Source organism: Streptomyces adelaidensis, from assembly GCF_016598475.1.
Taxonomy (GTDB): Bacteria; Actinomycetota; Actinomycetes; order Streptomycetales; family Streptomycetaceae; genus Streptomyces; species Streptomyces adelaidensis.
Map to the genome: position 1 here is coordinate 114,492 of NZ_JAEMUX010000011.1, position 22,754 is coordinate 137,245.

Genomic DNA, 22,754 nt, shown 5'->3' on the forward strand with positions numbered 1-22,754 from the left:
AGCCTTCGCAATCCGCAGGAGCAATCCCATGGCTGAAGTTCTCGTCTACGTCGACCACGTGGACGGTGCCGTCCGCAAGCCCACCCTGGAGCTGCTGACCCTGGCCCGCCGCATCGGCGAGCCCGTCGCCGTCGCGCTGGGTAACGGCGCCGCCGACACCGCCGCCGCCCTCGCCGAGCACGGCGCGGTCAAGGTCCTCACGCACGACGCCGCCGAGTACGCCGACTACCTCGTCGTCCCCAAGGTCGACGCGCTGCAGGCCGCGTACGAGGCCGTGTCCCCGGTCGCCGTGCTGGTGCCGTCCTCCGCCGAGGCCAAGGAGATCGCCGCCCGCCTCGCGGTCCGCATCGGCTCCGGCATCATCACCGACGCCGTCGACCTCGAAGCCGGTGACGAGGGCCCCGTGGCCACCCAGTCGGTGTTCGCCGCCTCCTTCTCCACCAAGTCCCGCGTGGCCAAGGGCACGCCGGTCATCACCGTCAAGCCCAACTCCGCCGCCGTCGAGGCCGCTCCGGCCGCCGGCACGGTCGAGGCCCTGGACGTCACGTTCGGTGCGCTGGCCACCGGCACCAAGGTCACCGGCCGTACCCCGCGCGAGTCCACGGGCCGTCCGGAGCTGACCGAGGCCGCGATCGTGGTCTCCGGTGGCCGTGGTGTCAACGGCGCGGAGAACTTCCCGATCATCGAGGCGCTCGCCGACTCCCTCGGTGCGGCCGTGGGCGCCTCGCGTGCCGCCGTCGACGCCGGCTGGTACCCGCACACCAACCAGGTCGGCCAGACCGGCAAGTCCGTCTCGCCGCAGCTGTACATCGCCAACGGCATCTCCGGCGCCATCCAGCACCGGGCCGGCATGCAGACCTCGAAGACGATCGTGGCCGTCAACAAGGACGCCGAGGCCCCGATCTTCGACCTGGTCGACTACGGCGTGGTCGGCGATCTCTTCGACGTCGTCCCGCAGCTCACCGAGGAGATCAACAGCCGCAAGGGCTGAGTCCCCTGAGTTCTCCGAGGCCCCCGCGACCGCAGACACGGTCACGGGGGCCTCGGCTCATCCCAGCGTCAGCGAGGCCTGCACCGGCAGGTGGTCGCTCGGGTACAGCCCGTCCATGGAGAAGGTGTTCATCGCCGCCCAGTGTGTGGTCACCCCCGGCGTGGTCAGAATCCAGTCGATGCGTCTGCCGCCGGGTCTGAGCCCCCGGTAGCCGTGGTATGTCGCGTACGCGGGGCTGCGCGAGGCCGCCGCGTCCCAGGCGTCCACCAGCCCGGCGTCCAGCATGAGGTCGTACACCCGGTTGTCGTGGGCCGCGGCGTTGAAGTCGCCGGTGACGACGACCGGCGACGAGCGGTCCCATCCGGCGATCGTCTCGCCGATGAGCCCCGCGGCGCGTTCCCGGGCGTACTGGCTGACGCTGTCCAGATGGGTGTTGAGGACGTAGAACTCCCGTCCCCCGTCCGCGAGATCGGCGAAGCGGACCCAGGTCACCATGCGCAGCCAGTCGGCGCCCCAGGTGTTGGAGGCGATCGTGTACGGGGTGTCGGACAGCCAGAAGTGATCGAACTCGATCGGGTCGAGTCTGCGGGTGTCGTAGAAGATCGCCATGAACTCGTCCTTGCTGCCACCCCCTCGGCCGGTGCCGATCCAGTCGTAGTGACCGCCGAGATCCTTCTCGACCATGCGCAACTGCTGGTAGAGCCCCTCCTGGGTGCCGATGACATGCGGGCGCTCCCGGCGCAACAGCTCCCGCATCACCGGGCGGCGCACGGCCCAGCGTGGTGTCTTGTCGACGACGGTCGCGAAGCGCACGTTGAACGTCATGACGTTCAGGGCGCCCGCGTGTTCACCGGCGGACGCGGGCTGCGACGAACCCGCTGTGGTCAGCAGCGGCACGGCGATGGCGGCGGCCGCCGCGGACTTGAGTCCCTGGCGGCGCGTCACTCCGACCTCTTTCGGCACGCGATCTCCTCCCTTGGGGGTCATTGAAGCTTGCGTATTCAATACGGAAGAAGAAGGCGGATCAGCAGTGACCAGGGGGAGAGCATGGGGAATCCCACTTCGAGACGGTGTTGACCTCCGGGAAGATCGGCAGTTAGCTTCGTCAAGCGGATTATTGATTCCGAAATGTGGAATCTTGCGGTAGACGGAGGGTGTGGAATGGGGCAGGGTCGGCAGGAGAACGTGGCGACGAGTCTCGCGGGCGCCGTCAGCGAGGAGATCAGCGCCTCCCTCGCCCCCGTCGACGCGGAGCTGGAGCGCCGCTACCCGGGAGACCCCGGCGGCCGCCAGCCCGTGCACACCGTCTACGTCCCCGGTGACGTCTTCGCCGCCGACACCATCCGTACCTGGGGTGACCGGGCGCTCGCCGCCCTCGACGAGCACGCCCCGGACGCGGCCTCCTTCGCAGCCGTCCTCGGTCTCGGCGACGACCTCGCCGGACCCGTGTACGACCGCGTCCGCGCCAAGCTGGAACGCGAGCCGATCGAAGACCTGCGCGTGGACTTCGAGGACGGCTACGGGCCCCGCCCCGACGCCGAGGAGGACGAGGCCGCGGCCCGCGCCGCCCGGCTGATCGCCGAGGCGTACGCTGGGGGCACCTCCCGGCCGAAGGCTGGGGGAGGCACGGCGGCCCCCTACATGGGCATCCGTATGAAGTGCATGGAGGCGCCGGTGCGCGACCGGGGCATCCGCACGCTCGACATCTTCCTCACCGGCCTGCTGGCGGCCGGCGGCCTGCCCGACGGGCTGGTCCTGACCCTGCCCAAGGTCACCTACGCCGAGCAGGTCACCGCCATGGTCCGGCTCCTGGAGGCCTTCGAGAAGGCGCGCGGCCTCACGCCCGGCCGGATCGGCTTCGAGATCCAGATCGAAACCAGCCAGGCCATCCTCGCCGCCGACGGCACCGCCACCGTCGCCCGCATGATCGACGCCGCCGAGGGCCGCGCCACCGGCCTGCACTACGGCACCTTCGACTACAGCGCCTGCCTCGGCGTCTCCGCCGCCCACCAGGCGAGCGACCACCCCGCCGCCGACCACGCCAAGGCGATCATGCAGGTCGCCGCGGCCGGCACCGGCGTGCGCGTCTCGGACGGCTCCACCAACGTCCTGCCCGTCGGCACGACCGAGAAGGTCCACGACGCCTGGCGACTGCACTACGGCCTCACCCGCCGCGCCCTCGCCCGCGCCTACTACCAGGGCTGGGACATGCACCCCGGCCACATCCCCACCCGCTACGCGGCCGTCTTCGCCTTCTACCGCGAGGGCTACGCACAGGCCGCCGCCCGCCTGTCCCGGTACGCGAGCCGCGCGGGCGGCGACGTGATGGACGAGCCCGCCACCGCCAAGGCCCTCAGCGGCTACCTGCTGCGCGGCCTCGACTGCGGCGCCCTCGACCTCGACGAGGTGTCCGGCGCGACCGGCCTGACCCGCACCGGCCTGGAGGGCTTCGCGGCACCACGGCGGGCCGATCCGACGATTTCCGGCCAGTAGACGGGTGGGTCGGACGGTGGGCGCGTAGCGGTCCTGTGACAGCCGTCGCCGCCGGTCCGAGGCGCTCCTTCGGACGCCGTAGGCTGTGCGCCACTCATCGGTGGGTCACAGGAACGGGGCGCGGGTGTCTGCGGGGGCGAACGAACAGGCGGACGGTGTCGGGCGGATTCTCGCCGGACGGTACCGGATCGTGGAACAGCTCGGACGTGGCGGCATGGGCGTCGTCTGGCGGGCCGTGGACGAGGTGCTCCACCGCGAGGCCCCGGCCGCGCGAGGAGACCGAACTGGGTGTCCCGGCGGTGCCGCCGGGCTTCGGACCGCCGACTGCGGGCACCGGGCCCGGTGACACGGGCGCGGGCGCCGGGTTCGGTTCGACGCGCCCGACCCCTGACTTCGGGGCGCCGCAGCAGGCCGCGGGGCCCGGCACGGGGGCATCTGCGGCGGTCGGCGGTCCGGGCCCCGGTGCGGGTGCGCCGGTTCCCGCTTCGGGGGCCGCCACCACCGTGTCCACGCCCGGTGGCCGCCCCCGCAGAGGCCGGGCCCTGCTCGCCGCCCTGGCCGTCACCGTCGTCCTCGCGGGCACCGGCGTCACGGTCGCACTGTTGAACGGGAACGACGACACGGAGACCGGCGCACAGCCCTCGGCCACCGATTCGAGCAGCGCCACCCCTTCCGACGGCCCCAGCCGGGGCACGGTCGACCTCTCCGACGACGCCGACGCCAAGGGGAAGGACGACAAGAAGTCCGCGAACCCCAGCGAGCAGTCGAAGGAGAAGGACGAGAAGGAGACCGAGGCGTCCGCCTCCCCGTCGAAAGACACGAGCGGCGTCACCACGGGCGGCGGCGGTGCGGGAGGTTCGGACACCTCGGGCGGCTCCACCAGCGGTGGCACGACCGGCGGGACCACCGGCGGCGAAACCCCGCAGGAATCGTCCTGTGTCTCGATCGGCGGCGGCAAGTACAACTGCACGATCTGGCGCACCGCCAAGTCCTACACCGCCGCCGGCACCGAGGTCGGCGTCCTCAACGCCGGCACCAACTACTTCTACTGCCAGCAGAACCTGGGCCGCCGCGAGACCTACGACGAGTGGACCAACGTCTGGTGGGCCAAGACCGACGACGACAACGGCAACACCGATGTCTTCGTCAGCGACGTCTACATCAAGGGCGGCGAGAACGACGCCCCGGTGCCCGGCCTCCCGGTCTGCTGACCTGGGCCACGCACGGCTCGCCGCGCGCGCCGGGGGCGGTGGACCTACGCCTCCGGATGCGGCCGTACGTACGGCTCCAGGCCGGACACCGTCGTCCACCCCTGCTCGGCGAACACCTGCCTGCCACGGAGACACCGGGCCCGGTCGCCGCGCGCCCGGGCGGAGAACTCGTCCGGGGTGGTGCCGAACAGGTCGCGCAACTCCGCCGACGCGCCCAGGAGTTCGCCGATCAGTGGGCGCTGCCGGCCCGGATGGAGGCGTGGGCCCGGGCCGCCGTCGCTGAGGACGCCCCAGCGGTTGACGTAGATCCAGGCGGTGTCGAGCACGTCGCCCGACTCCAGCTCGACACCGAAGTCGTCGGAGGGGAGGGCGGCCCGCTGGAAGTTCCCGGTCGGTGAGTCGACGCCCTCGCTGGCGTCGACCACGGCGAGCTGCGCCTCGTCCAGCCAGGTGAGGAACAGCTCGCGGGTGGTGCCGGGGGAGTGGAAGGGCGACGCGGACATGTAGCCGAGCAGGCTGACATGGGCGGAGACGCCGACCCCGATACCGGTGACCTGGGCCCTGACCATGGGGATCCGGCACTTCACACCGTGCTCCGCCATCTTGTGCACGAGCTGCGCGGGGCAGGCGTTGGAGCCGACCGAGAGGACGGGCACACGGTCCTCGAAGACGAGCGTGTCAAGGGGGAGCATCCGGTTGCCGTCGAGGAGCGCGGACCTCGGGGGCCAGGCGCCCGGATAGCTGAGCGGATCCTCGCGCGGCGCCACGGCGAGGCCGAGCGCTTGAAGCGTACGCGGATCGGAGGCGGCCAAAGCTCAGTCCTCGGGCGGGAGTTCGCCCGAACCCCGGGCGATCAGCCGGGTCGGCAGCTCGATGCGCTCCGGGGTCAGGAGGGAGCCGTCCAACTGCTGGAAGAGACGCTCGGCGGCGGTGCGGCCCAGCCGGGCGGGGTCCTGGGCGACCACTGTGATGCCCGGCCGGAGCAGATCGGCGAGCTCGAAGTCGTCGAAGCCGACGAGGGCGACCCGGCGGGTGTGCTCGGCGAGGACCCGTACGACTGTGACCGTCACCCGGTTGTTGCCCGCGAAGATCGCCGTGACCGGCGCCGGGCCGGACAGCATGTCCTCGGCCGCCCCGCGGACCCGCTCGGGATCGGTGACGCCCAGGGACATCCACGCGTCCCCGACCGCGATGCCCGCGTCCTCCATGGCGGCCCGGTAGCCGCGCAGCCGCTCGGCGGCGGTGTGGATGCGGGGCATGTCGCCGATGAAGCCGATCCGGCGGTGGCCATGGGCGATGAGATGGGCGACCCCGTCGCGGGCGCCGCCGAAACTGTCCGACAGCACGACATCGGCGTCGATCCGCCCGGCCGGGCGGTCCACGAACACCGTGGCGATGCCCGCCCTGATCTCGGGCTCCAGATAGCGGTGGTCGTCCCCGGCCGGAATGACGACCAGCCCGTCCACCCGGCGCGCGCACAGCGCGAGCGCCAACTCCTGCTCGCGGTCCGGGTCCTCGGCGCTCGACCCGTTGATCAGCAGCGAGCCGTGGGCGCGGGACACCTCCTCCACCGCCCGGCTGAGCGGGCCGTAGAACGGGTCGGCGAGGTCCTCCAGGACCAGGCCGATGCTGGCCGTACGGCCCTTGCGCAGCACCCGCGCGCTGTCGTTGCGCCGGAAGCCGAGCGCCTCGATCGCCTCCTGGACGCGGCGCTCGGTGTCCGGGGTGACGCCCGGCTCGCCGTTCACCACGCGGGAGACCGTCTTCAGGCCCACACCGGCCCGGGCCGCGACGTCCTTCATCGTGGGACGGTTGCCGTAGCGGTTCTCGGGGCGGCGGGGGATGCTGCGGGCGGTCTCGGGCACTCTGCGCTGTCCTGTCCTGTCGTCCACGGGTGTGGTCGGTGGTGCCGTGTCGGAATTGTGCGGCCGTTGAGGATGTGGCGTCGAGCATAGAGCCTGGACAACGTTGTCACAGCCGGGGGAGACTGTTTATCGCATTCTCTGGCCGGCGCCCCCCACCAGGCGAGCGTCGTGCTGCCGGTTCTCCGGCCGGAGATCCGGGCACCGCCGCGTTTCGGGTGCCCGGTAGGAGACTCGCAGCGGGAGAACTGACACTGATGCAGACCGACCTCGTGGCCGCGCTCGACATAGGCGGCACCAAGATCGCCGGGGCGCTGGTGGACGGCCACGGCCGGATCCTCCTGCGCGCGCAGCGCCCGACGCCCGCGCGGGAGGACGGCGACACCGTGATGCGGGCCGTCGAGGAGGTGCTCGGCGAGCTGACCGCCGCCCCGCTGTGGAGCGGGGCCACGGCCGTCGGGATAGGCAGCGCGGGCCCGGTGGACGCCTCCGCGGGCACGGTGAGCCCCGTGAACATCCCCGGCTGGCGAGGTTTCCCCCTGGTCGAGCGCGTCCGGGCGGCGACCGGCGGGCTGCCCGTCGAGCTGATCGGCGACGGGGTGGCCATCACGGCGGCCGAGCACTGGCAGGGCGCTGCACGCGGCCACGACAACGCGCTGTGCATGGTCGTGTCGACCGGCGTCGGCGGCGGCCTCGTCCTCGGCGGACAGCTCCACGCCGGCCCCACCGGCAACGCCGGCCACATCGGGCACATCAGTGTCGATCTCGACGGCGACCCCTGCCCCTGCGGTGCCCGTGGCTGCGTCGAGCGCATCGCGAGCGGCCCCAACATCGCCCGCCGCGCCCTGGAGAACGGCTGGCGGCCAGGCCCCGACGGCGACACCTCCGCCGCCGCGGTCGCCACGGCCGCCCGCGCGGGCGATCCGGTCGCCGTCGCCTCCTTCGAGCGCGCCGCCCAGGCCCTCGCCGCCGGTATCGCCGCCACCGCCACCCTCGTCGAGATCGACATCGCCGTCATCGGCGGCGGTGTCGCGGGCGCCGGTGACCTCCTCTTCACGCCCCTGCGCGCCGCCCTCAAGAGCTATGCCACCCTCTCCTTCGTCCAGCACCTGACCGTCGCTCCCGCCGTGATGGGCACGGACGCGGGCCTGGTGGGGGCGGCCGCCGCGGCACTGGCACGTCGGCCGAGCGCGCCGGTGGCCGGAGTGGGATAGCCACGGAGTGGGACAGCAGCCTCGGGTGGCGCCGAAGCATCGGAAAGACGGGCCGTGACCCCTTGCCCCGTTCCGCAGTTGAGCGGGGCATGAAGAAGCGCAGCATGCTCGCCATCGCCTCCCTCGCCACCGGTTTCGTCGTCGCGGCGATCACTCCGTCGCACGGTCTCGACGCCGGAGAAGCGCTCGGGAAGACGGACGCGCTGAGCAAACTGGATGTCGAGGGCACGCTCGTCAAGGCTGGCAAGGCGGGCAAGACGGTGGCCGGCGACAGCCTGGCGGTCGCCGAGGACGCTCTGGGCGGGCGGAAGGGGCAGAAGGGGCAGGAAGGCAAGGGCGGCAAGGAAGGCAAGGGCGGCAAGGCAGGCAAGGGCGGCAAGGCAGGCTGACGGATCGAGCGGGCGGGCCGGTCCCGTCCGCCTCTTGTACACAGCGGCGGGTCCCCACGGTTGTGGGGACCCGCCGTCGTGTGTGCCGCCCTGTATGGCCGTGTATTTCGGCTCTTCGACAACGGCTGGTTTCCGTGGCGGAGTGGAGGGCAAGCCTCAGGGGGTCAACAGAAGAGGGGGAACCGTGACCGTCGTTTGGATCAACGGCGCGTTCGGTGCGGGAAAGACCACCACCGCACGGGAACTGATCGAACTGATCCCGAACAGCACACTCTTCGACCCCGAGGTCATAGGCGGCGCACTCACACATCTGCTGCCGGCCAAACGCCTCGCCGAGGTCGGAGACTTCCAGGACCTGCCGAGCTGGCGACGGCTCGTGATCGACACCGCCGCCGCCCTGCTCGCCGAGCTGGGCGGCACCCTCGTGGTCCCCATGACCCTGCTCCGCCAGGAGTATCGCGACGAGATCTTCGGCGGCCTCGCCGCCCGCCGCATTCCCGTACGGCATCTGCTCCTGGCCCCGGCCGAAACGATACTGCGGGAGCGAATAGCCGAGCGGGAGATTCCGCCGGACCTCCCCGACGGCGAGATGCGGCTGCGTCAATGGGCGTACGACCACATCGCCCCCTACCGCACCGCCCTGGGCGGCTGGCTCACCGCCGATGCCCACCTCGTCGACACCAGCGCCCTCACCCCGTACGAGACCGCGCGGCGCATCGCCTACGACGTGGCCGCCGGGGACGTACCCGTGTGCGACATCGTGCAGACCCCCGAGCCGACCGCCGAGACCGTCGCCGCAGGGGTCCTGCTGTTCGACGAGGACGACCGGGTCCTGCTCGTCGATCCGACGTACAAGGCCGGCTGGGAGTTCCCCGGCGGGGTCGTGGAATCCGGCGAGGCGCCCGCCCGCGCGGGCATGCGCGAGGTCATCGAGGAGACCGGCATACGGCTCGACGACGTGCCCCGGCTGCTGGTCGTGGACTGGGAGTCACCGGCGCCCCCCGGATACGGCGGACTCCGCCTGCTCTTCGACGGCGGACACCTGGACGCCACCGGCGCACAGCGGCCTGTACTGCCCGGTCCTGAACTGCGCGACTGGCGGTTCGTCACCGAGGAGGAGGCGGCCGACCTGCTCCCGCCCGTGCGCTACGAGCGGCTGCGGTGGGCGCTCCGCGCGAGGGAGCGGGGGGCCGCGCTGTACCTGGAGGCGGGCGTACCGGTGTGACGTCCGGCGCGACTTGGGCACGCCCCCCGTGAACTCGGCTAGCTCGCCGCGTAGTTGCGCAGGAACAGGGCCTCAGCCACCGACATGCGCTCCAACTCCTCCGGGGACACGCTCTCGTTGACCGCGTGGATCCTGGCCTCCGGCTCACTGAGGCCGATGAGGAGGATCTCGGCGTCCGGGTAGAGGGCGGCGAGGGCGTTGCACAGCGGGATGGAGCCGCCGTGGCCCGCGTACTGCATTTCCTGGCCCGGGTACGCGACGGCCATGGCGGCGGCCATCGCCTCGTACGCGGGGCTGGTGGTGTCGGCGCGGAACGCCTGGCCGTGGCCGATCGGTTCGCAGCTCACCCGGGCGCCCCACGGGGTGTGCGCGACCAGGTGGGCTTCGAGCAGCTTGAGGCCGTCCGTGACGTCCACGCCCGGCGGGACGCGCAGGCCGATCAGGGCGCGGGCGCTCGCCTGGATCGACGGGGTCGCGCCGATCACCGGCGGGGCGTCGATACCGAGCACCGTGGCCGCCGGACGCGCCCAGATACGGTCGGCGACCGCGCCGGACCCGACCAGTTCCACACCGTCGAGCACCCTGGCGTCCTCGCGGAACCGCGCGTCGTCGTACCGCAGGCCGTCCCACGTCCCGTCGCTCGCGAGTCCGTCGACGGTCGTCGTGCCGTCCTCGGCGCGCAGCGAGTCCAGTACGCGGATCAGCGCGGCCAGCGCGTCGGGGGCCGCACCGCCGAACTGGCCCGAGTGCAGGTTGCCTTCGAGGGCGTCGACCTTGACGCGCATGAGGATCATGCCGCGCAGGGAGGAGGTGACCGTCGGCAGGCCGGCGCGGAAGTTGCCTGCGTCGCCGATGACGACGGTGTCGGCGGCAAGCAGCCCGGGGTGCGCCTCGGCGTACTGCTGGAGGCCGCCGGTGCCCATCTCCTCGGAGCCCTCGGCGATCACCTTGACGTGCACCGGGACGCCACCGTCGGCCTTCAGCGCGCGCAGCGCCAGCAGATGCATGAGCACGCCGCCCTTGCAGTCGGCCGCGCCGCGCCCGTACCAGCGGCCGTCGCGCTCGGTCAGCTCGAACGGTGGCGAGTCCCAGGCGGCCTCGTCCAGCGGCGGCTGCACGTCGTAGTGCGCGTAGAGGAGGACCGTCTTCGCGCCCTCGGGCCCCGGCAGGTAGCCGTACACGGACTGGGTGCCGTCGGGGGTGTCGAGCAGGGCCACGTCCTGGAAACCCTCGCCGCGCAGCGCGTCGGCGACCCAGCGCGCGGCGCCCTCGCTCTCGCTCTTCGGGTACTGGTCGAAGTCCGCCACCGACTTGAAGGCCACCAGTTCGGTGAGCTCCTCCTTCGCCCTGGGTATCAGCGAGGCGACGGTCTCGGCGACCGGATTCGACGGCATGGGCACGCTCCTCGTGGGTGCGACGTTGTCCTACTGGGTATGTGTGTGCGTACGCGCATACCCGGTGTGTCGGTGTAGGGCGCATGCGCTGCCGATCCTCCCACAGCGGTGCTCGGCGTCACCCGCCGTAGGATGCGTGGGACAGGTGCGGCAGGCGGCTGGATCGGGAGCAGTAGACCATCGTGAGCAGCGAGAACTCTTCGGCGGACGACGTGCAGCGGGTGTGGGACGTCGTCGTGGTGGGCGCGGGCCCCGCGGGGGCTTCGGCCGCCTACGCGGCGGCGGTCGCGGGACGCAGCGTCCTGTTGCTGGAGAAGGCGGAGCTGCCGCGTTACAAGACGTGCGGCGGCGGCATCATCGGCCCCTCGCGCGATGCCCTGCCGCCCGGCTTCGAACTGCCCTTCAAGGACCGCGTGCACGCGGTCACCTTTTCTCTCGACGGCCGCTACACCCGCACCCGCAAGTCCAAGCACATGCTGTTCGGTCTGATCAACCGGCCCGAGTTCGACCAGCAGCTCGTCGAGCACGCCCAGAAGGCGGGCGCGGAACTGCGTACGGGCGTCGCGGTCACCCGGGTGGAGCAACACGGCTCGGCCGTGCCGGACCGGCGTACGGTCGCCGTCGTCCTGCAGAACGGCGACACCGTGCTGGCGCGGGCCGTCGTCGGCGCCGACGGCAGCGCCAGCCGCATAGGAGCGCATGTCGGGGTGAAGCTCGACCAGGTCGACCTCGGCCTGGAGGCGGAGATCCCCGTGCCGGAGACCGTCGCCGAGGACTGGAAGGGACGCGTCCTCCTCGACTGGGGCCCGATGCCAGGCAGCTACGGTTGGGTGTTCCCCAAGGGCGACACACTGACCGTCGGCGTGATCTCCGCGCGCGGTGAAGGCGCCGCCACCAAGCGGTACCTGGAGGACTTCATCGGGCGGCTCGGCCTCGCCGGCTTCGAACCGAGCATCTCCTCCGGGCACTTGACGCGCTGCCGCGCCGACGACTCCCCGCTCTCGCGGGGACGGGTGCTGGTGTGCGGGGACGCGGCGGGACTGCTGGAGCCGTGGACCCGGGAGGGCATCTCCTTCGCCCTGCGCTCGGGGCGGCTCGCGGGGGAGTGGGCGGTTCGCATCGCCGAAGCGAATGACGCGGTGGACACCCGCCGTCAGGCCCTGAACTACGCGTTCGCTGTGAAGGCGGGGCTCGGCGTCGAGATGAGCGTCGGCAAGCGACTGCTGAACGCGTTCGCGCGGCGGCCCGGGCTCTTCCATGCGGCGCTCACCGGCTTCCGGCCCGCCTGGCGGGCCTTCGTCGACATCGCGCGCGGCTCGACCTCGCTCGGCGAGCTCGTCCGCACCCACCCGCTCGCCCAGCGCGTGCTGACCTCGTTCGACAGGTAGGCGCGACGGGTACGGCCGGGGGCTATGGCTGGTTACGGCCGTGGTGGGCGGGGCCGCCGCCCGGGTCACTCGGCGATGGTGATCCGGAAGACGGGGTGCTTCGGCGCGGCGGCGAGCAGTTCCGCGTCGGTGGAGTCGGCGTTGACGTCGCCGAAGAACCGGCCCACCTCCCAGCCCCACTTCTTCAGATAGGTGCGCAGGACGACGGGCTTCTCCGCGTTCGGCACTTCGACGGCCGTGAACTCCCGCACCCGGCGCCCCACCTGGAGCCGGCCGCCGCCCGCCGCCCGCATGTTGCGTACCCACTCGGAGTGGCCGCGCGCCGATACGAGGTAGGGGCCGCCCTCGTACGGCAGCGGGTTGACGGGCAGTCGGCGCCACTCGCCGCTCTTGCGGCCGCGTACGGAGAGTTCGGCTGTGCCGAGGAGGCTGACGCCGTGGCGGGCGAGCCAGCCGATGAAGCCGTTCAGCGCGCGGTCGAAGGGGTTGGACTTGATGTAGTGGGTCGATGACATGGGGTCCCTCCCGGTTGGCGAGTGGCTCGGGGAGCGGCTCAAGGGGCCGTTCACCGAGGCGATTCAGAGAGCACTGCTCTCGCTTGTGAGCAGTGTGCACGAGATCGATGCTCCGATGCAAGAGCGGTGCTCTCGTTTGGGGGCGGCGCTCTGGGTGGAGAGCGCTGATCCGTAGCGTGAGTGGCGCTCCTTTTCGAGAGCGCTGATCTGAATTGAGTGCAGTGCTCTGCCTCTGTGGCACACTGCTTCACATGAGCACAGCACAAGGGGCCCGTGCCCGCGCCCGGATCGAGGTCACCGCCGCCATCAAGGACGAGGCGCGCAGACAGCTCGCCGTCGAGGGCGCGGCAAAGCTCTCGCTGCGTGCGGTGGCGCGGGAACTCGGCATGGCCTCCTCCGCGCTGTACCGCTACTTCCGGAGCCGTGACGAGCTGCTGACCGCGTTGATCATCGACGCCTACGACTCCCTCGGCGAGGCCGCCGAGGCGTCGTACGCGGCGGTCGGGGGCGAGAGCCCGGCGGGGCAGTGGGTCGCCGTGTGCGAAGGAGTGCGCGAGTGGGCGCTGGCGCGACCGCACGAGTACGCGTTGATCTACGGCTCGCCCGTGCCCGGCTACACCGCGCCCGACACGACCGTGCCGGCCGCGTCGCGGGTCGGGCGATTGCTGATCCGGATCGTGCGCGACGCCTATCAGGCCAAGGGGGAGGCGCAGTGGAAGGTGCCCGCCGAGCTCCGGCCGGAGGCGCGGCGGATGGCCGAGGAGCTCGCGCCCGATCTGCCGCCGGAGACGGTCGTGGTGCTGGCCGGCGCCTGGGCGCAGCTGTTCGGGCTGGTCAACTTCGAGGTGTTCGGACAGTTCCACCGGGTGGTCGAGGACCGCGAGGCGTTCTTCCGGCATGCGGCGGGCCAACTCGCCCACCACGTCGGCCTGGTGTACCCGCAGTCCGAGGCGGCGGCGCGCTGACACCGGGTGGGCGTACTTCGCCGGGAGTAGGTGTGATCACCTCGCTCGGGTGACGCCGTGGCCGCGGCGTGGCGTCTAGCGTGGCCGCCATGGCAGAGCAGGGTACGGACGCGGGTGGCTCCCCGGGAGGGGGCGGGCCGGTGTGGAGCGGGCCGCCGTGGCGGCGGTGGCACGGCGGGGGCCCGCCGTGGTGGAACCGGCCGGACGACGACACCCGCACCCGCTGGCCCTGGCGCTCCACGCTGGCGTTCACCGTCTTCGTCCTGGTCGGCTCGAACGCCGCCGCCGAACTCCAGCAGGGCGACCGCGCCGACCTCGCCCCCTTCGCGCGCGTCCTGCTGCTCGTGGGTGCCCTCCTGCTCCTGTGGCGGTGGCGGCAGCCGGTGCTCGTCGCCTTCGGCACGGCTGCGACCGCGATGGTGTATCTGGGTGCCGGATACCCGTACGGGCCGGTGTTCCTCACCGTCGCCGTCGGCTGCTTCAGCGCGATCGTCGCCGGGCACCGCAAGGCCGCCTGGACGGCGATGGGGGCGCTGTGGGTGGGGCATGTACTGGTGGCGCACTGGCTGTACCGGTGGCTGCCCTCGGCCGGGGACGACGCGGCGGGCTGGGGGCAGGAGGTCGTCGTCGTGACCTGGGGCGTGGCGATCGTCGCGCTCTCGGAGCTGGCCCGCGCCCGGCGCGAGCAGTGGGCCCGAGAGCGGGCGGAGCGCGCGCAGGCCGCCCGGCGGCGGGCCGACGAGGAACGACTGCGGATCGCCCGCGAACTGCACGACGTCCTCGCGCACAGCATCTCGGTGATCAACGTCCAGGCCGGTGTCGGCCTCGCGCTCCTCGACTCCGACCCGGAACAGGCACGCACCGCCCTCACCACCATCAAGGCGGCCAGCAAGGAGGCCCTGGGCGAGGTCCGCCAGGTGCTCGACACCCTCCGGGCGCCCGGCGACGCCCCGCGCGCCCCCGCTCCGGGGCTCGCCCGGCTCCCCGAACTCGTCGAGCAGGCGGCGGGGGCGGGCCTGACCGTCGAGATCGAGGGCGAGCCGCCCGAGCTGCCGCCGGGCACCGATCTCGCCGCCTTCCGCATCGTCCAGGAGGCCCTCACCAACGTCGTACGGCATTCGGGGTCGCGGCATGCGCGCGTGTGCTTCGGTCGTGGCGGGGGTGAGGTGCGGCTGCGGATCGATGACGACGGGCCGGCGACCGGCACGGACGCGGGCGGCAGCGGCAACGGACTGGCCGGAATGCGGGAGCGGGCCGCCGCGCTGGGTGGCACGATCGAGGCGGGGCCACGTGACGACGGGGGGTTCCGGGTGCTCGCCGTACTGCCCGTACGCGCGTCCCGCGAGGCCGAGGAGGACCGGTGATCCGCGTACTGCTCGCCGACGACCAGTCTCTGGTGAGGGCAGGGTTCAAGGCGCTGCTCGACGCCCAGCCCGACATCGAGGTGGCCGGGGAGGCCGCCGACGGTGAGGCGGCGTTCCGCAAGGTGCGCGAACTGCGCCCCGACGTGGTCCTGATGGACATCCGTATGCCCGTCCTCGACGGCCTCGCCGCGACCCGCCGTATCACCGACGACCCGGGGCTCGAGGACGTCAGGGTCGTCATGCTGACCACCTTCGAACTCGACGAGTACGTCTTCGAGGCGATCCGATCCGGGGCGTCGGGCTTCCTGGTGAAGGACACCGAGCCGGAGGAACTCCTGCGCGCGGTACGGGCGGTCGTCGAGGGCGACGCGCTGCTGTCGCCGGGCGTGACCCGGCGGCTGATCTCCGAGTTCGCGGCCCGCTCCAAGGAGCCCGCGGCCGTCGCCTCTCTCGCCGGACTCACCGAGCGGGAGCGGGAGGTGATGGCCCTCGTCGGTATCGGCCTCACCAACGACGAGATCGCCCGCCGCCTCGTCGTCAGCCCACTGACCGCCAAGACCCATGTGAGCCGCACGATGGTCAAACTGGGCGCCCGCGACCGGGCCCAACTCGTCGTGCTCGCCTACGAGTCGGGGTTGGTACGGCCGGGCTGGCTGGGCTGAGCGGGGCGCCGCCCCGATAGGCGGCGCCCGCAGCCGGCGGACCGGGGCCGGGCCCCGGTGTCAGATGCTCGCGGCCTCCCGCCACAGTGCGGCGAGCGAGGGGTCGCCGGTGACGGCCGGGAAGGGGAGGCGGTTCCAGAGGGACAGGTACAGCTGGGGCGCCGGGCCGGCGATCTCGCAGTCGGCGTCCAGGGCCTCCCCGGTGGCCTCGGCGCGTTCCGTCGCGGGTGGCTGCGAGGACAGGCGTACGGTCCAGGCGGCGTCCGTGTCCGTCGCCCGTACCCGCAGGAGGCGCGGGGTGTCGGTGCGTGCCCGGCTCCTGTCGCGGGCGTGGAAGCCGAGGAGCAGTTCGTCGATGCCGTCGACCGCGAAGTCCGCGGTGGGCTCGGCGAGGGGGATACCGAGGGCGGACTCCGCGTCGGCGCGGTGCACGGCCGTCTCATGGGCCTGGCGGCGCGCCCAGAAGGCCAGCGGGGAGGGGGCGGGCAGGAAGCTCCAGCACGCGAGGTCGGCCGGGGCGGCGCGGAGGGTGTCGACGAGGCGGCGGTGTCCCTCCTCGAACCAGGCCAGAAGAGGGGCGCCGTCCAGGTCCGGGCCGTCGTCGGGGCGGCGCGGCGAGGGGTGGCCCTCGGCGACGAACGCCGCAGCCCAGCGGTGCACCGCGCCCATGTGCAGCACCAGGTCCCGTACGCGCCAGTCCGGGCACGTCGGGACCTCGGCGTTCGTACCGGCCTTCCGGGCGGCGGCGGCCAGCAGCCGGCCCTCCTCGTCCAGCGCTCTGATGTGCTCGGCGGTCTCCATGGGCCGAGTCTGCCGGATGGAGTGCTCTCTAAGTGGCCCGCTTTTTCTCGGGCGGGCCACTTCGGTGCGTCAGGGTGTGGCCCGTATGCGGCCGGTGCGGCGCGGCCCCGCCTCGGGCTCCTCGCGTGCCAGCCAGTCGGCGATGGTGCGGGCGATCGGCTGGCCGGTGTCCATCTCCACGAACCCGAACTGGCCCGACTGGTTGCACTCGAGGAACCACCAGATCCCGTCGGCGTCCTCGACGAAGTCGAAGGCCCCGTAGGCGAGTTCGGCGCCCCGCAGATAGGAGTGCACGGCGGTGGCGGTGCGCGCCGGGACGTCGACCGGCTGCCAGGGAGCGGTGGAGGCGGCGTAGCGGACGTCGACCTCGTCGGGGTGCGCGTCCGAGGGGACGGCCTTGCGGGCGGCCAGCACGCGGTCGCCGACGACGGTGAGCCGGAGGTCGGCGGTCTTGGCGATCCGGCGCTGCAGCAGCGTCGGACCGAAGGCGACGGCGGCGAAGTCGGTGTCCGGCGCGATCCGGCTGGTGGGGACCGTCCGCGGCGGCTCCTGCGGATGCGTGCCCGAGACCGGCTTCACCACCAGATCGGGGAAGCGCTCGGCGAAGTCGCGGGCGACCTGCGGGAACGTGGTGATCAGCGTGGCCGGTACGGGGAGCCCGCAGGCCTGGGCGTGCCGGAGCTGCCAGGGCTTGTGGCGGGCCCGCCGGGCCGCGTCGGGGTCGTTCATCCAGCGGGCGCCCGTGCCGCGCAGCATGCCGTACAGGGCCTGAGAGGACTCCTCGGTCAGCCATGCGGACGGCTCGGCGGTCCGGGTGGCCGGAACCCCCGGCCGGCGCAGCCACACGGACCGCAGCCCGCTCATGCTCACCAGGCGTCCCCCCGCGGACAGATGCCCGCGGAAGGAGCCGTGCACGTACTCGCCGGAGAGCGCCACTTGGCCGGGCAGGTCGGCCGGGTCGACCCGGACCACCGGTACGCCGGTCCTGTTCAGTTGTGCCACCACCAGGTCCGCCGTCACATCCTGTTCGCGCGTCAGGATCAGTACGGTCATCGTCGCCGGTCCGCGTTCAGTCGTCGAAGTGGGTCTTCGAACCCGCCGTCGAGGTCGTCGCCCCCAATTCCCGCATCAGACCCTGGTCATGGGCGGCTATCCGCCCATCGGCGAGCACGTTCAACTGCAGCCCGGAGTCGTAAGTGTACGGAGCGCTGAACTCCAACTGCTCAGTGTCGCGAGCGTAGTTGAGCACGAACAGTCGCATCGTTTCTCCTTGTTCGGGACCATCCAGAAAGCGGATGGTGACGCTCCGGCCGCACTCTGTTCGGCCGGGTCGCAGTGCCTCCAGGGAGTTATACGAATCGAACGACTGAATGGTTGCCTCATGTTGTCCGAGGCCTGTCGTCATGCACCGCGAGGTGCCATGAGGCAACGGTGAGTGGTCAATTGACGGCTGCGTGGCGGGTGAGGAAGGCGATGACGGAGGCGAATCCGGCGAGTATCGCGACGCTGGTGAGCGCGAGGGACAGAGAGGACCATTCGGCCATGAAGCCGATCGCGGGCGGGCCGAGGAGCATGCCGAGATAGCCGAGCGTGGAGGCGGTGGCCACGCCACCGGGACCGGCCAGCGCACCGGCGCGTTCGATGGCCACGGGGAAGATGTTGGCGAGCCCGAGCCCCGTGATCGCGAACCCGAGCAGAGCCGCCCACACCGAGGGGGCGAGGGAGCCCAGCAGCATCCCGGCCGTCGCGGTGGCGCCGCCGGCCACGAGGACCCTGGTCCTGCCCAGGCGTTCGAGCAGTGTCGTCCCGGTCAGCCGGCCGATCGTCATGGCGAGCGCGAAACACGAGTAACCGGCCGCCGCGACACCGGGCGAGGCGTCCAGATCCTCGTCCAGGTGCAGGGCGCCCCAGTCGGCCAGCGCTCCCTCGCCGTACGCCGTGCACAGGGCGATCAGGCCGAGGACGACGACCAGGCCGCGGGTACCGGAGTCCGGGCGGCGCGGGTCGCCGCCTTCGTCGTTCTCCTGGCCGGGGGCGGCCTCCGGGGGTGCCGGGGGCTCGTGGCGCAGCAGGGTGCGGCCGGCGACGGCGGTCACCAGCAGGCCGATCACGGTGATGCCGAGCAGATGGCGCGTGGGGGACAGGGAGTCCGCGACCAGGCCGCCGAGCCCCGCCCCGACCATCCCGCCGAGGCTGAACGCGGCGTGGAAGCTCGGCATGATCGGCCGCCGCAGTACGTCGACGCCCTGGTCAGCGGCCGTCATGTCCGGGTCGAGATCGACGGCACGGTCGTCGCCGACACACACCGCCCGGTGCTGCTGTTCGAGACCGGTCTGCCCACGCGGTACTACATCCCGCGCGAGGACGTCCGGCTGGACCTGTTCGAACCCACCGACCACAGCACCGGCTGCCCCTACAAGGGCACCGCCGAGTACTGGTCGTGGCGCGGCACGGCCGACGTGCCGCCGCACATCGTCTGGAGCTATCCGGAGCCGCTGCCCGCGGTGGGCCCGGTCAAGGGGCTCCTCGCCTTCTACAACGAGGAGGTCGACATCACCGTCGACGGCGAACGCCTGGAACGCCCGATCACCCCCTTCAGCAGAAAGCCCTCGGCCACGTGACGCACGGAGGTGGTCGGGACGGAGGTGGTCGGGACGGAGGCCGTCGGATCGGCAGTGCTCCGGCGGGGTGGCCGTGTTCCCGGCCGCAGGCGGTGAGGGTGAGGACGCCGGAGCCCGTGACCCGGGTGTGCGGTCCGAGTGCGCCGGGGTCGACCGAGAGCCGGGCCGCGATGTCATTGGCGTAGCACATGTCGGGGATCCGGAGTTCGTCCTTCACCCGGTTGTACCGGGCGGTGAACGCTTCCGAGTCCCAGACGCCCTCGTCGTCGTAGATGTCTTCGGGCATGCCGTCGTCGTGCGGCAGGAGGTAGCCGGCTTCGGCGGGATGTGCGGGGCCTTCGTCGCCGTCCTCAAGGGCGGCGCGCAGGTCGTAGTGGCGCACCACCTTTCCGTCTTCGGCGATGCACCAGGCCGTCCAGTTGTCTCGGCAGTGCGAGCCGTACCACTGCGCGGTTCCGAACCGGCGGCTGAGGTCGGCGCACCGTCGGCGTACGAGGTGCGCCAGGGCGGCCGCGTCGTGGTCGCCGGCGGCGTCGATGCGGTGGGTGTCCTGGGACGGGTTGCCGAAGACCAGCGTCCAGCCGTCCAGTTCGGGGCTGACGAAGACGCGTGCGCAATCGGTGTGCGGGTGGGGCCGGTCCCGCAGCCAATGGTGCTGGTCGTGCTCCCAGGCGGCGGCGCCCGTCCGTAGGGTGACCGGCTCGGGGTCGCTCAGGTCGAACGCCTCCAGTATCGCCGCCCGGTCGGAGCCCGGGACGGCGTACCAGGAGGTGCACCGGTGCATGGCCTCCGGTATCTCGGCCGGCCGTTTGATCCTGGTCAGCCGGCGGCAGGCGTCCTGGTCCACGGGGCTGAGCGCGGCCGGTCCGCCGATCGCCGCGAGTGCCACCAAGGCGCCGGACCGGATCCGGGGGCCGGTCGCGGGCCGCTGTCGCAGCCGCCGCAGCTCGGGGACGGCTCCGGTGCCGATCGCCGTGAGCGCCTGCACCGCCCGCTGCCGGACCTCGGGTTCCGGGTCTCCCAGCAACGGGATCAACCGGCCGACGAACCCCACCGAGGCCTCGCCCCGGCGCTGGAAGGCGACGAGCGCGTTCTCCCGGACCCGTGCCTGAGGGTGCTTCAACAGGGGGCTGTAAGCGCCGACATCGGCCACCTCCAGTCGGCCCAGTGTCCATGCGGCCCGTGTCACCACCTCGGGTGAGTCCGCCTTCGCGATCGCCTCCGTCAGCGGAGGGAAGGCGGGCTCCCCGATCCTGCACAGCACATCCGCCGCGAGGCTCCAGTCGACAGGTGACCCCTCGTCGCAGAGCACCTCCAGCACCGCCGCCACGGCCGCGCCCTGTTCCACGAGGGCGTCGCGGGCCGGCCGGGTGTGATCGTGGGAGCCGGAGAGTTCTTCGGTGAGCCGTCCCTTGTCCATGGCGCGCACCTTAATCGGGCGCGAGGGCGGCGTGTGGGTCAAGTTCGCCATGAGGGGCCGGGTTCGGCGTGGACACCGTTTCGGAACTCTCATTGCCGACCTCAGTGAATTCCTTGCGGCCCGAGTAGCGGAATCACCTGATCAGGATTCGATGATTCGCAGTCTGTGCGTGGGTTGGGTTCCGGATGTGTGAAAGGCCGTCTCGTCATATGTGACGCCCGGAAAATCGACCCCGGCATTCGGCGCGATTCGTAATTCCTCGGCCGATTGGGCAATTCCGATCACCGCTCGCCCACCCGGCTCTCCATCACCGCCACCAGGCGCTCCAATGCCTTGAGGACCCATTCCCGGTCCTCGCCGAGTCCCGCCAGCAGTTCGACCTCGGCGGCGAGTTGGCGGGGGAAGAGGGTGTCGACGGCCTGTGCCCCGTCCGGGGTGATGGTGATCAGGGCGGCGCGGCGGTCGGCCGGGTTGGGGGCGCGGGAGACGAAGCCGCGTCGCTCCAGCTTGGCGAGGCTCTTGCTCACGCCCGCGCGGGAGAGGCCGAGGCGTTCGGACAGGCGGCGGGCGATGACCGGCTCCGTGGTGTGCCGGAGGAGGATCAGCACGTCGACCTCCGGCGCGGTGAGGGGAGCGCCCGCGTAGAGCGGCTCGACGGCCCGCTCGACCAGGGCTGTGGCGTGCTTGAGCAGACCGATCACCTCCATCGGCGACGTGTCGAGCCCGGGGTTGTGCTCGGCCCACTGGGCGCGGACGGCTGCGGGGGAGGAGGACATACGGCTCGCTTCTCGCTCTCGGATGGCTGTCGAATGAGTTTGTTAACTGGTGAACCATCGGTTACCGTTAACGTCATGATAGCCCCCTCCCCCTCCCCCTCCCCCTCCGCCACCGCCGGAACCGGTTCCGGCGGCCCCGCCGATCCTGCGGTCCCTTCCGCGCCCCACAAGGGCTCCGCCACCGCCCTCGTCGCCGTGCTCGCCGCGCTGACCGCCGTCGCTCCGCTCGCCACCGACATGTACGTCCCCGGTTTCCCCGCGATGGGGGACTCGCTCGGGGCGAGCAGTTCGGCCGTCCAGCTGACCATGACGGCCTTCCTGGCCGGCCTCGTCGTGGGACAGCTGCTGTTCGGGCCGCTCAGTGACGGGATCGGGCGCCGTCGGCTGCTCATCTCCGGGTCGGCCGGCTTCGTGCTGTTCTCCCTGCTGTGCGCCGTCGCCCCGAACGTCGCCGTCCTGACCGGCGCCCGCTTCCTCCAGGGCGTGGCCGGCGCGGCGGGCATGGTGCTGGCGCGGGCCGTGCTCTCCGACCGCTTCCACGGGGCCGAACTGCCCCGCCACTTCGCGGTCCTCTCGCAGATCATGGGAGTCGCCCCGATCGCCGCGCCGGTGCTCGGCGGCGCGATCCTGACCGTGTCCAGCTGGCGCGCGGTGTTCGCCGTACTGACCGTCATGGGCGTACTGCTCCTGCTCGCCGTGGTGCGCGGCGTGCCCGAGTCGCTGCCGCCCGAGCGGCGCCACAGCGGCGGGGTCGCGAGCACCTTCCGTGCCATGGGCTCGCTGCTCACCCGCCGCGCGTTCATGGGCTATGTCCTTGTCCTCGCCCTCGTCTCGGCCGCCCTGTTCGCCTACATCGCCGGGTCCGCCTTCGTCTTCGAGAACCTGCACGGGGTGTCCTCGACGACGTACTCCCTGATCTTCGCGACCAACGCCGTCGGCATGCTGCTCGCCGGAGCCGTCTTCGCCCGCCTCGCCGGCCGAGGGGTGCGGCTGAACACACTGCTCACGGCCGGCATCTGTGTCTCGGCCCTCGGCACGCTGGCCCAGGTCCTGCTCGTCGTCACCGTGGGCGAGAGCCTGGTCGGCACCTGGGTCACGCTGTTCGTGACCGTCGCCGGTATCGGGCTGATCTTCCCGGCGGCCATGAGCCTCGGCCAGGCCCTCGGCCGCACCACCCCGGGCGCCGCCTCCGCGCTCCTCGGCGGCCTGCAGTTCCTCTTCGGCGCTCTGGCCTCGCCCTTGGTCGGCCTCTTCGGCGACGACAGCTCCCTCCCGATGGCACTCATCATGCTGACGGCGGTCGCCGCGGCCGCCCTCGCGCTCGTCGGGCTCGCACGGCCGTGGCGGGGGCAGGGCGAGGTGGGACCGGAGCGGTCGGCGTCCCGTCCGTGAGCGGGCGACGCCCGGCGCCCGTGCGGGACTGTGCCCGTGCGGGGCGGCAGGGCTGTGCCCGTGCGGAGGCG

General features: G+C 72.1%; 21 protein-coding genes and 2 pseudogenes. 12 read left to right on the forward strand and 11 right to left on the reverse strand.

The window, feature by feature from the left end; genetic code table 11:
* Window positions 1-28 precede the first annotated feature (28 nt).
* On the forward strand, window positions 29-991 hold the full coding sequence (locus I8N67_RS09045; protein ID WP_200302076.1) for an electron transfer flavoprotein subunit alpha/FixB family protein: 963 nt from the start codon (window positions 29-31) through the stop codon (window positions 989-991).
* A 57-nt stretch (window positions 992-1,048) separates the two neighbouring features.
* Here the strand turns inward: I8N67_RS09045 and I8N67_RS09050 are convergent, their stop codons facing one another.
* Window positions 1,049-1,954, reverse strand: a complete 906-nt coding sequence (locus I8N67_RS09050; protein WP_307835188.1) for an endonuclease/exonuclease/phosphatase family protein — start codon at window positions 1,952-1,954, stop codon at window positions 1,049-1,051.
* Between the two features lie 198 nt (window positions 1,955-2,152).
* On the opposite strand from I8N67_RS09050, the gene I8N67_RS09055 reads away from it, so the two are divergent.
* Together I8N67_RS09055 and I8N67_RS09060 are read left to right on the forward strand one after the other, a co-directional pair.
* The gene (locus tag I8N67_RS09055) at window positions 2,153-3,484 is read left to right on the forward strand and encodes a DUF6986 family protein (RefSeq protein WP_200302078.1); all 1,332 of its coding nucleotides are present in this window, start codon (window positions 2,153-2,155) and stop codon (window positions 3,482-3,484) included.
* A gap of 503 nt (window positions 3,485-3,987) precedes the next feature.
* Window positions 3,988-4,695 (forward strand): hypothetical protein, encoded by a 708-nt coding sequence (locus tag I8N67_RS09060; RefSeq protein ID WP_200302079.1) that lies wholly within the window; start codon window positions 3,988-3,990, stop codon window positions 4,693-4,695.
* 44 nt (window positions 4,696-4,739) lie between these two features.
* Here I8N67_RS09060 and I8N67_RS09065 read toward each other — a convergent pair whose 3' ends face one another.
* Window positions 4,740-5,507, reverse strand: a complete 768-nt coding sequence (locus I8N67_RS09065) for a hypothetical protein (protein ID WP_200302080.1) — start codon at window positions 5,505-5,507, stop codon at window positions 4,740-4,742.
* A gap of 3 nt (window positions 5,508-5,510) precedes the next feature.
* Window positions 5,511-6,560 carry a LacI family DNA-binding transcriptional regulator gene (locus tag I8N67_RS09070; RefSeq protein WP_200302081.1) on the reverse strand — a complete coding sequence of 350 codons (1,050 nt, stop codon included), beginning with the start codon at window positions 6,558-6,560 and terminating at the stop codon, window positions 5,511-5,513.
* Between the two features lie 254 nt (window positions 6,561-6,814).
* On the opposite strand from I8N67_RS09070, the gene I8N67_RS09075 reads away from it, so the two are divergent.
* The 3 genes from I8N67_RS09075 to I8N67_RS09085 all read left to right on the forward strand — a co-directional run bounded on the left by I8N67_RS09075 (window position 6,815) and on the right by I8N67_RS09085 (window position 9,385).
* A complete protein-coding gene (locus I8N67_RS09075) occupies window positions 6,815-7,771 on the forward strand; it encodes an ROK family protein (RefSeq protein ID WP_200302082.1) in 957 nt (318 codons plus the stop codon).
* A gap of 89 nt (window positions 7,772-7,860) precedes the next feature.
* Window positions 7,861-8,160, forward strand: a complete 300-nt coding sequence (locus I8N67_RS09080) for a hypothetical protein (RefSeq protein WP_200302083.1) — start codon at window positions 7,861-7,863, stop codon at window positions 8,158-8,160.
* Window positions 8,161-8,344: 184 nt separating this feature from the next.
* Entirely contained in the window at window positions 8,345-9,385 is a 1,041-nt protein-coding gene (locus tag I8N67_RS09085) for an NUDIX hydrolase (RefSeq protein WP_200302084.1), read from the forward strand.
* A gap of 38 nt (window positions 9,386-9,423) precedes the next feature.
* On the opposite strand, the gene I8N67_RS09090 is transcribed toward I8N67_RS09085, so the two are convergent.
* Entirely contained in the window at window positions 9,424-10,779 is a 1,356-nt protein-coding gene (locus I8N67_RS09090; protein WP_200302085.1) for a dipeptidase, read from the reverse strand.
* A 182-nt stretch (window positions 10,780-10,961) separates the two neighbouring features.
* Between I8N67_RS09090 and I8N67_RS09095 the strand changes: the two genes are divergently transcribed.
* Window positions 10,962-12,167 carry a geranylgeranyl reductase family protein gene (locus I8N67_RS09095; RefSeq protein ID WP_200302086.1) on the forward strand — a complete coding sequence of 402 codons (1,206 nt, stop codon included), beginning with the start codon at window positions 10,962-10,964 and terminating at the stop codon, window positions 12,165-12,167.
* Between the two features lie 65 nt (window positions 12,168-12,232).
* Here the strand turns inward: I8N67_RS09095 and I8N67_RS09100 are convergent, their stop codons facing one another.
* Window positions 12,233-12,682 carry a nitroreductase family deazaflavin-dependent oxidoreductase gene (locus tag I8N67_RS09100; protein WP_200302087.1) on the reverse strand — a complete coding sequence of 150 codons (450 nt, stop codon included), beginning with the start codon at window positions 12,680-12,682 and terminating at the stop codon, window positions 12,233-12,235.
* Window positions 12,683-12,933: 251 nt separating this feature from the next.
* Here I8N67_RS09100 and I8N67_RS09105 point away from each other — a divergent pair, with 251 nt between their 5' ends.
* The 3 genes from I8N67_RS09105 (at window position 12,934) to I8N67_RS09115 (ending at window position 15,673) form a co-directional block, all read left to right on the forward strand.
* Window positions 12,934-13,647: a TetR/AcrR family transcriptional regulator gene (locus tag I8N67_RS09105; protein ID WP_200302088.1), complete on the forward strand. Its 714-nt coding sequence runs from the start codon at window positions 12,934-12,936 to the stop codon at window positions 13,645-13,647.
* A gap of 89 nt (window positions 13,648-13,736) precedes the next feature.
* Entirely contained in the window at window positions 13,737-15,011 is a 1,275-nt protein-coding gene (locus I8N67_RS09110) for a sensor histidine kinase (RefSeq protein ID WP_200302089.1), read from the forward strand.
* On the forward strand, window positions 15,008-15,673 hold the full coding sequence (locus tag I8N67_RS09115) for a response regulator (RefSeq protein ID WP_200302090.1): 666 nt from the start codon (window positions 15,008-15,010) through the stop codon (window positions 15,671-15,673). The genes I8N67_RS09110 and I8N67_RS09115 overlap by 4 nt, the downstream gene beginning before the upstream one ends.
* Before the next feature lie 60 nt (window positions 15,674-15,733).
* On the opposite strand, the gene I8N67_RS09120 is transcribed toward I8N67_RS09115, so the two are convergent.
* The 4 genes and pseudogenes from I8N67_RS09120 to I8N67_RS09135 all read right to left on the reverse strand — a co-directional run.
* Window positions 15,734-16,474, reverse strand: coding sequence for a maleylpyruvate isomerase family mycothiol-dependent enzyme (locus tag I8N67_RS09120; protein WP_200302091.1), 741 nt, complete (start codon window positions 16,472-16,474; stop codon window positions 15,734-15,736).
* A 69-nt stretch (window positions 16,475-16,543) separates the two neighbouring features.
* Complete coding sequence (tgmB, locus tag I8N67_RS09125; RefSeq protein WP_200302092.1) at window positions 16,544-17,527, reverse strand: ATP-grasp ribosomal peptide maturase; 984 nt, start codon at window positions 17,525-17,527, stop codon at window positions 16,544-16,546.
* Window positions 17,528-17,543: 16 nt separating this feature from the next.
* Window positions 17,544-17,735, reverse strand: a complete 192-nt coding sequence (gene tgmA, locus I8N67_RS09130) for a putative ATP-grasp-modified RiPP (protein ID WP_200302093.1) — start codon at window positions 17,733-17,735, stop codon at window positions 17,544-17,546.
* Window positions 17,736-17,913: 178 nt separating this feature from the next.
* Window positions 17,914-18,717, reverse strand: a pseudogene (locus tag I8N67_RS09135) (MFS transporter); the annotation flags it as partial.
* Between I8N67_RS09135 and I8N67_RS09140 the strand changes: the two are divergent.
* Window positions 18,706-19,095, forward strand: a pseudogene (locus tag I8N67_RS09140) (DUF427 domain-containing protein); the annotation flags it as partial. The pseudogenes I8N67_RS09135 and I8N67_RS09140 overlap by 12 nt on opposite strands.
* Here the strand turns inward: I8N67_RS09140 and I8N67_RS09145 are convergent.
* Window positions 19,070-20,515 carry a HEAT repeat domain-containing protein gene (locus I8N67_RS09145; protein ID WP_200302094.1) on the reverse strand — a complete coding sequence of 482 codons (1,446 nt, stop codon included), beginning with the start codon at window positions 20,513-20,515 and terminating at the stop codon, window positions 19,070-19,072. The pseudogene I8N67_RS09140 and the gene I8N67_RS09145 sit on opposite strands and share 26 nt — an antisense overlap.
* A 281-nt stretch (window positions 20,516-20,796) precedes the next feature.
* A complete protein-coding gene (locus tag I8N67_RS09150) occupies window positions 20,797-21,291 on the reverse strand; it encodes a MarR family winged helix-turn-helix transcriptional regulator (protein WP_200302095.1) in 495 nt (164 codons plus the stop codon).
* Window positions 21,292-21,366: 75 nt separating this feature from the next.
* Between I8N67_RS09150 and I8N67_RS09155 the strand changes: the two genes are divergently transcribed.
* Window positions 21,367-22,683, forward strand: a complete 1,317-nt coding sequence (locus I8N67_RS09155) for a multidrug effflux MFS transporter (protein WP_200302096.1) — start codon at window positions 21,367-21,369, stop codon at window positions 22,681-22,683.
* Window positions 22,684-22,754: the final 71 nt, after the last annotated feature.